At 76.1% G+C, this 8451-nt stretch carries 2 protein-coding genes; both read left to right on the forward strand.

The genetic code is table 11. The annotated features are described in order from the left end of the window. A partial coding sequence (locus BG452_RS24360; protein WP_188306497.1) for a type I polyketide synthase occupies positions 1 to 2245 on the forward strand: 2245 nt, incomplete at its 5' end. A 215-nt stretch (positions 2246 to 2460) separates the two neighbouring features. Next, a partial coding sequence (locus BG452_RS24365; RefSeq protein ID WP_188306498.1) for a type I polyketide synthase occupies positions 2461 to 8451 on the forward strand: 5991 nt, incomplete at its 3' end.

The raw sequence follows: 8451 nt of genomic DNA on the forward strand, positions 1-8451 counted from the left end.
GCTCGGCCTCGGCCTGCCGCCCGAGCGGCTCGTCGACCGCGCGGCGTCGGGCACCGACCTCGTCCTCGACGGCGACGCCTTCGCCCGACTTCCCGTACCGGACGCCGACGAGACCGCCGCGATCCTCGCGGAACTCCTCGGCCTGGCGGAGAGCGGCGAGCTCACCCCGCCCCCGACCGTGGCGCACGACATCCGCGACGCCCGCACCGCGCTCGCCGCCCAGGCGTCCGCCACCCGGACCGTCCTCACGATGCCCGCGGAGCGCGACCCCGACGGCACCGTCCTGATCACCGGCGGCACCGGCGCCCTCGGTCGCCACCTCGCCCGCCGCCTCGCCGTCACCGGCGCCCGCCACCTGCTGCTCACCAGCCGCCGTGGACCGGACGCGCCCGGCGCGGCCGAACTCCTCGCCGACCTGGGGGCCCTCGGCGCCGAGGCCCGCGTCGTCGCCTGCGACACCGCCGACCGCGCCGCCACCGAGGCCCTGCTCGCCGGCATCCCCGCCGAACACCCGCTCACCGCCGTCATCCACACGGCCGGCGTGCTGGACGACGGCATCGTCACCGCCCTCACCCCCGAGCGGCTGTCCGCCGTCCTGCGGCCCAAGGTCGACGCCGTCTGGCAGCTGCACGAGCTCACCCGGCACCTGGACCTCGCCGTCTTCGCCGTCTTCTCGTCCATCGCGGGCGTCATGGGCAGCCCCGGCCAAGGCAACTACGCCGCGGCCAACGCCTTCCTCGACACCCTGATCGACCACCGCAGGTCCCTCGGGCTGGCCGGCACCTCGCTCGCGTGGGGCCCGTGGGCCCAGGAGTCGGGCATGACCAGTGAGCTCAGCGAGACCGACATGCGGCGCATGCAGTCCGGCGGCATCCCGCCGCTCTCCGTCGAGCAGGGCCTCGCCCTGTTCGAGGCCGCCCTCGGCTCCGCCGAACCCCTCGTCATCCCGATGGGCCTGGCCGCCGGGGGCATGCGCCCCCAGGGCGAGGTGCCGCCGCTGTTCCGGGGACTCGTCCGCGCCGCCCGGCGCACCGCCTCCGGGGGCGGCGCGAGCGGCGCCGACGCGGCCGTCGGCTTCACCCGGCAGCTGCTCGACCTCAACGAGCGCGACCGCATGCGCTACCTCGTCGACACCGTCCGCGCCGAAGCCGCCGCCGTCCTCGGCCACCCCTCCCCGGAGGCCGTCGAGGCCGAACGCGACTTCTACGAGCTCGGGTTCGACTCGCTCACCGCCGTCGAACTGCGCAACCGGATCGCCGCCGTCACCGGTCTGCGGATGCCCGCCACCGTCGTCTTCGACAGCCGGTCGCCAGTCGAGCTCGCCACCTGGATCCGCAGCGAGCTCGCCGACCAGCGCACCGAGGACGGTGCCGGGGAGGCCGTGCTCGTGCCCGGCGGTGCACCCGAACTCGACTCCCTGGAGCGGCTGTTCACCGATGCCCTGGCCAACGGCAAGGTGCCCGAGGCCCAGCGCATGCTGGCCACCGTCGCGGCCCTGCGGCCGACCTTCGAGGCGACCGCCGAACTGGAGGACCTGCCCTGGGCGACCCGCCTCGCCGAGGGGCCCCGCCCGACCCGGCTGATCTGCGTGAGCGCGCCGACGGCCAACGCGGGCGTGCACCAGTACGCCCGGCTCGCCGCCCACTTCCGCGGTGAGCGCGAGGTGTCGGCGCTCCCGCTGGTCGGCTTCGCCACCGGCGAGCGGCTGCCCGCCAACCCCGAGGTCGCCACCCGGGTGATCGCCGAGAGCGCCCTGCGCGCCGGCGACGGCCACCCGTTCGTCCTCGCCGGCCACTCCTCCGGCGGCTCCTTCGCCTACGCCGCGGCCGGGCTGCTGGAGCACACGTGGGGCATCCGCCCGGCGGGCGTCGTCCTCTTCGACACGCTGAGCTTCCAGCACAACGCCGACGAGGGCACCGACTACACCGGCATGATGCGGCTCAACTTCACCGGCGCCGACTCGCCGGTGCGGCTGACCAACTCCCGGCTGTCCGCCATGGGCCGCTGGATGGTCCTGCTCAACCGCCTGGAGGTCCAGCACACCACGGCCCCCGTCCTGCTCGTCACCTGCGACCGCGCCCTGACGGGCGTCGACGAGGCCCCCATCGAGCAGCGCGCCCAGGCCGAACCGCTCGTGCCGGGCGCCCGGGTGGTCGGTGTCGACGCCGACCACCTGTCGATGATCCGCGAGGACTCGGCCCTCACCGCCCAGATCGTGGAGGAGTGGCTGCGCGGACAGGAGTGACCGTTCGGCGGACGGGCGTGCCGGGCACCTACGGGTGCCGGGCACGCCCGTCCTGCTGCGCGCTCTAGGGAAAACCGGGGCCGTCCGTGGCGAGACTGGGCGGGCGACGGGTCGGACCTGACGTCAGGAGTCCGCGATCGGCGCCGGAAACCGGCGTACGGCAGGGCCCTCCCGAGCGGCGTTCCTGGCAGACCCCCGGAGAGGTTGACGTCCCGATGTCGAACGAAGACAAGCTCCGCGACTACCTGAAGCGGGCGATCGCGGACCTTCACGAGACCCGCGAGCAGCTCCGCGAGGTGACCGAGCAGCACCGGGAGCCGATCGCCGTGGTCGGCATGGCCTGCCGGCTGCCAGGTGGGGTCGCCTCCCCGGAGGAGCTCTGGGAGCTGGTGCGCGACGGCGTCGACGCCGTCTCCGCCTTCCCCGCCGACCGCGGCTGGGACCTGCCCGAGGGCGCCGTCACCTCCCGGGAGAGCGGATTCCTGCACGACGCGGGCGAGTTCGACGCCGGGTTCTTCGGCATCTCGCCGCGCGAGGCGCTCGCCATGGACCCGCAGCAGCGGATCCTCCTGGAGACCGCCTGGGAGGCCGTCGAACGGGCGGGCATCGACCCGGGGACCCTCGCCGGCACCCCGACCGGCGTGTTCGTCGGCGCCGGGCACGGCGGCTACGACAGCGCCGCCACCGCCGGTGGCCAGGTCGCCGAGACCGCCGCCGGACACCTCCTGACCGGCAACACCGTCAGCGTCGCCTCCGGCCGCATCTCCTACGTCCTCGGCCTCGAAGGCCCGGCCATCACGGTCGACACCGCGTGCTCCTCCTCGCTCGTCGCCCTGCACCTCGCCGTCCAGTCGCTGCGCCGCGGCGAGTGCACGCTCGCGCTCGCGGGCGGCGTGACGGTGATGTCGAGCCCGCAGATGTTCACCGAGTTCTCCCGGCAGGGCGGTCTCGCCGCCGACGGCCGGTGCAAGCCCTTCGCGGCGGCGGCCGACGGCACCGCGTGGAGCGAGGGCGCCGCCGTCCTCCTGGTCGAGCGGCTCTCGGACGCGCGGCGCCTCGGGCACCCGATGCTGGCCGTCGTGCGCGGCTCCGCCGTCAACCAGGACGGTGCCTCCAACGGGCTGACGGCGCCCAACGGCCCCTCCCAGCAGCGGGTGATCCGGGCCGCCCTGGCCGACGCCGGTCTGACGCCCGCCGAGGTGGACGCCGTCGAGGCGCACGGCACCGGCACCCGCCTCGGCGACCCGATCGAGGCCCAGGCGCTCCTCGCGACGTACGGGCAGGACCGCGAACGGCCCGTGCTCATCGGCGCGTTGAAGTCCAACACCGGCCACACCCAGGCCGCCTCCGGTGTGGCCGGGGTGATCAAGACGGTGCTCGCGATGCGGCACGGCCTGCTGCCGCGCACCCTGCACCTCGACGCCCCGACCCCGCACGTCGACTGGGCCGCCGGCGCCGCCGAACTGCTGGGCGAGGCCCGCGCGTGGCCCGAGGTCGACCGTCCGTGGCGCGCCGCCGTGTCCTCCTTCGGCGTCAGCGGCACCAACGCGCACGTCGTGCTGGAGGCGGCGCCGGCGGAGCCCGCCGGTGACGTCGCGCCCGAGACGGTGCCCGACGCGGTGCTGCCGTGGCTGCTGTCGGCGCACGACGAGACGGCCCTGCGGGCCCAGGCCGGACGCCTGGCCACCCACCTCCGGACGCGCGGACCGCTCGCCCCGGCCGACGTCGCGTACTCCCTGGCGACCGGCCGGACGGCCATGGCGCACCGGGCCGTCGTCGTCTCGGCCGACCCGGACGAGCGCCTGCGCGCCCTGGAGGCCCTGGCGGCCGGGGGCGAAGGAGCGGGCCTCGTGACGGGCGTGGCGGAGAAGGGGGCGACGGCGTTCCTGTTCTCCGGGCAGGGGTCGCAGCGGCTCGGGATGGGGCGGGAGTTGTATGCCCGGTTCCCGGTGTTCGCCGAGGCCTTCGATGCGGTCTGTGCGCAGTTCGACCCGGCCTTGCGCGAGGTGGTGTGGGGTTCGGACGAGGAGCTGCTGAACCGGACGGAGTACGCCCAGGCGGGGTTGTTCGCGGTCGAGGTGGCGTTGTACCGGCTGGTCGAATCGCTGGGTGTGCGGCCGGAGTTCGTGGCCGGGCATTCGATCGGTGAGATCGCGGCGGCGCACGTCGCCGGGGTGTTCTCGCTGGAGGACGCGTGCACGCTGGTCGCGGCCCGGGGCCGCTTGATGCAGGCGCTTCCGGCGGGTGGCGCGATGCTGGCGGTGCAGGCGACGGAGGACGAAGTCCTGCCGTTGCTGAGTGAGTTCGTGTCGATCGCGGCCGTCAACGGCCCGATGTCGGTCGTTGTGTCGGGCACGGACGAGGCGGTCGCGGAGATCGCCGCGCACTTCGCCGACCGCAAGACGACGCGGCTGCGCGTCTCCCACGCGTTCCACTCGCCGCTGATGGACCCGATGCTGGAGGACTTCCGTACGGTCCTCGACGGGCTGACGTACCACGCGCCGTCGATCCCGCTGGTCTCCAACCTGACCGGTGGACTGGCTGAGGGCGTCGAGTCGCCGGACTACTGGGTGCGCCACGTCCGCGAGGCCGTCCGCTTCGCCGACGGCATCCGCACGCTCGAAGCCGCGGGTGTCACCCGCTTCCTCGAACTCGGCCCCGACGGCGTCCTCACCGCCATGGCGGCCGAGTCGCTGCCCGCCGAGGTTGCGCCGGCCGCCGTGCTCCGCAAGGACCGCCCCGAGGAGCCGGCCGTCCTGGAGGCCCTCGCCCGCCTGCACGTGCGGGGCGCGGGCCCGGACTGGGCGGCGGTGCTCGCCGGGTCCGGCGGTCGCCGCGTCGACCTGCCCACGTACGCGTTCCAGCGGCAGCGCTTCTGGCTGCCCGAGCTCCGGCGCCGCGACGCCGGCGCCGCCTCGGCCGACCCGGTCGAGGACGCGTTCTGGGCGGCCGTCGAAGCCGGCGACCTGCGGGAGGCGTCGGCCGTCCTCGGGATCGCGGAGCAGTCCGCCGAGGCCTCGCTGGACCTCCTGCTGCCCGTCCTCGCCTCCTGGCGCGGGCAACGGCGCCTGCTGAGCGCGCTCGACGGCTGGACGTACGGGACCACCTGGGTGCCCGTGCGTCGTCTCACCGACGCCGTACCGCAGGGGCGTTGGCTCGCCGTCGTGCCCGAGGACGGGGGGGACGCCTGGCCCGCCACCGTCCTCGACGCCCTGGCCGAGCGCGGCCTGCGGATCGCGCGGGTGGCGGGGGCCGGGGCCCTGGACGCGCTGCTCGCGGACGGCTCCGGCGAGCCGGTGGCCGGCGTGCTCTCGTTCCTCGCCGCCGACGGCCGCCCGGACTCCGGGTATCGCCTCGTGCCCCGGTACCTGCCCGCGACCGTCGGGCTGCTGCGCACCCTGGAGGCGGCCGGCGGTTCGGCGAGGCTCTGGTGCCTCACCCGGGGAGCCGTCGCGGCCGAGGGCGCGGACCGCGTGAGCGAGCCCGAGCAGGCGCAGCTGTGGGGCCTCGGCCGGGTGGCCGCGCTGGAGCACCCGCAGCGCTGGGGCGGCCTGATCGACCTGCCCGCCACCCCCGACGCCCGCACCGCCGTCCGCCTGGCGGGCCTCCTCGCCCAGAGCACCGAGGACCAGCTCGCCCTGCGCGGCTCCGGCGCCTACGCCCGCCGCCTGACCCGGCACCGGTCGGCCGGGCCGGTGACCGCCGCGGGCACGGAGGACTGGACCGCGCCGACCGGAACCATTCTGGTCACCGGCGGTACGGGCGCGCTGGGCGCCCGGGTGGCCCGGTGGCTGGCCGCCGCCGGAGCCGAGCACCTGCTGCTGGTCGGGCGGCGCGGCCCGGAGGCTCCCGGCGCGCGGGAGCTCAGCGCCGACCTGACCGCCCTCGGGGCCAGGGTCACCGTCGCCGCCTGTGACGTCGCCGACCGGGAAGCCCTCGCCGCCCTGCTCACCGAGCACCCGCCGACCGGCGTCGTGCACGCGGCCGGCGTCCTCGACGACGGAGTCCTGGACGGCCTGACCGTCGACCGGTTCGACGCCGTGCTGCGCGCCAAGGCCGTCGCCGCCCGCAACCTCCACGAGCTGACGGCCGGGCACGACCTGGCGCTGTTCGTGCTGTTCTCCTCGATCACCGGTGTCCTCGGCAACCCCGGCCAGGCCAACTACGCCGCCGCGAACGCCTACCTCGACGCCCTGGCCGAGCACCGCCGCGCCGCCGGGCTGCCCGCCGTCTCCGTCGCCTGGGGCCCGTGGGCCGGCGGCGGCATGGCGGCGGACCACCCGGGCCTCACCGGGCGGATGCGGCGCGGCGGCCTCACACCGATGGATCCGGACCGGGCGCTCGCCGCGCTGCGCCGGGCCCTCGCAACGGACACCTCCGGGCTCACCGTGGCCGACGTCGACTGGAGCGCCCTCGCACCCGTGCTCACCGCCGCCCGTCCGAGCGCGCTGATCGCGGACCTGCCGGAGGTCCGCCGCGCGGCCCACCCGCAAGCCGCCGGGACGGCCGACGAATCGCCGCTGGCCGCGCAACTGCGCGGCCGCAGCGCCGACGAGCGGGAACGCCTGCTGCTGGAGCTCGTCCGTACCGAGGCCGCCGCCGTCCTCGGGCACGCCTCCACCGCGACGGTCGACGCCGCCCGGGCGTTCCGGGACCTCGGGTTCGACTCGCTGACCGCCGTCGAGCTGCGCAACCGCCTCACCGCCGCGACCGGGCTGCGCCTGCCCGCCACCCTGCTGTTCGACCGGCCGACCCCGGCCGCCGTCGCCGCGCACCTGCGCGCCGAACTGGCCGGCACGGCCGCCGGCGAAGCGTTCACGGCCCCCGCTGTCGCCGCCGACGAGCCGATCGCGATCGTCGCGATGGCCTGCCGCTTCCCCGGCGGCGTGGAGTCGCCGGAGGACCTCTGGCAGCTGCTCGCCGAGGGCCGCGACGCGGTGGGCCCGTTCCCGGCCGACCGCGGTTGGGACACCGACCGCCTGCACCACCCGGATCCGGACCACGAGGGCACCAGTTACGTCGCCGAGGGCGCGTTCCTCACCGCCCCGGCCGACTTCGACGCCGCCTTCTTCGGCATCTCGCCGCGCGAGGCCCTCGCGATGGACCCGCAGCAGCGGCTCCTGCTGGAGACGGTCTGGGAGGCCGTCGAGCGCTCCGGCATCGACCCCGGGGCGCTGCGCGGCTCGCGGACCGGCGTGTTCGTCGGCTCCAACTTCCAGGACTACCAGGTGCTGCTGGACCCGGCCCGGGAGGGCGTCGCCGGGCACGTGATGACGGGAAACGCCGCGAGCGTGATCTCCGGGCGCGTCGCCTACACCCTCGGCCTGGAGGGCCCGGCCGTCACGGTCGACACCGCGTGCTCCTCCTCGCTGGTCGCCCTGCACCTGGCCGCCCAGGCCCTTCGCCGCGGTGAGTGCTCGCTGGCGCTCGCGGGCGGTGTGACGGTGATGTCCACGCCGCAGGTGTTCGTCGAGTTCTCCCGCCAGCGCGGCCTGGCTCCCGACGGCCGCTGCAAGCCGTTCGCCGCCGCTGCGGACGGGACGGGCTGGGCCGAGGGCGTCGGCGTGCTGCTCGTCGAGCGGCTCTCGGACGCGCGGCGCCTCGGGCACCCGGTGCTCGCCGTCGTGCGCGGCTCCGCCGTCAACCAGGACGGCGCCTCCAACGGCCTCACCGCGCCGAACGGCCCGTCGCAGCAGCGGGTGATCCGGGCCGCGCTGGCCGACGCCGGTCTGACGCCCGCCGAGGTGGATGCCGTCGAGGCGCACGGCACCGGCACCCGCCTCGGCGACCCGATCGAGGCCCAGGCCCTGCTCGCCGCCTACGGGAAGGACCGCGAACTCCCGCTGCTCCTGGGCTCGGTGAAGTCCAACCTCGGCCACACCCAGGCCGCCGCCGGCGTGGCCGGCGTGATGAAGACCGTGCTCGCGATGCGGCACGGCGAGCTCCCGAAGTCCCTGCACATCGACGGGCCGACCGCGCAGGTCGACTGGAGCTCCGGCGCCGTCGAGCTGCTGCGCGAGGCGCGGGCGTGGCCCGCGACCGGACGGCCGCCGCGCGCCGGCGTCTCCTCGTTCGGCGTCAGCGGCACCAACGCCCACGTGATCCTGGAAGCCGCGCCCGCAGCGGAGCCGCTGCCCGAGCCCGCGTCGGAGCGCCCGGCCCCCGCCCGTCCCCTGCCCTGGCTGCTGTCCGCCCGGACGCCCGAC

Source organism: Streptomyces sp. CBMA123, from assembly GCF_014596465.1.
In the GTDB taxonomy this organism is placed as follows: Bacteria; Actinomycetota; Actinomycetes; order Streptomycetales; family Streptomycetaceae; genus Kitasatospora.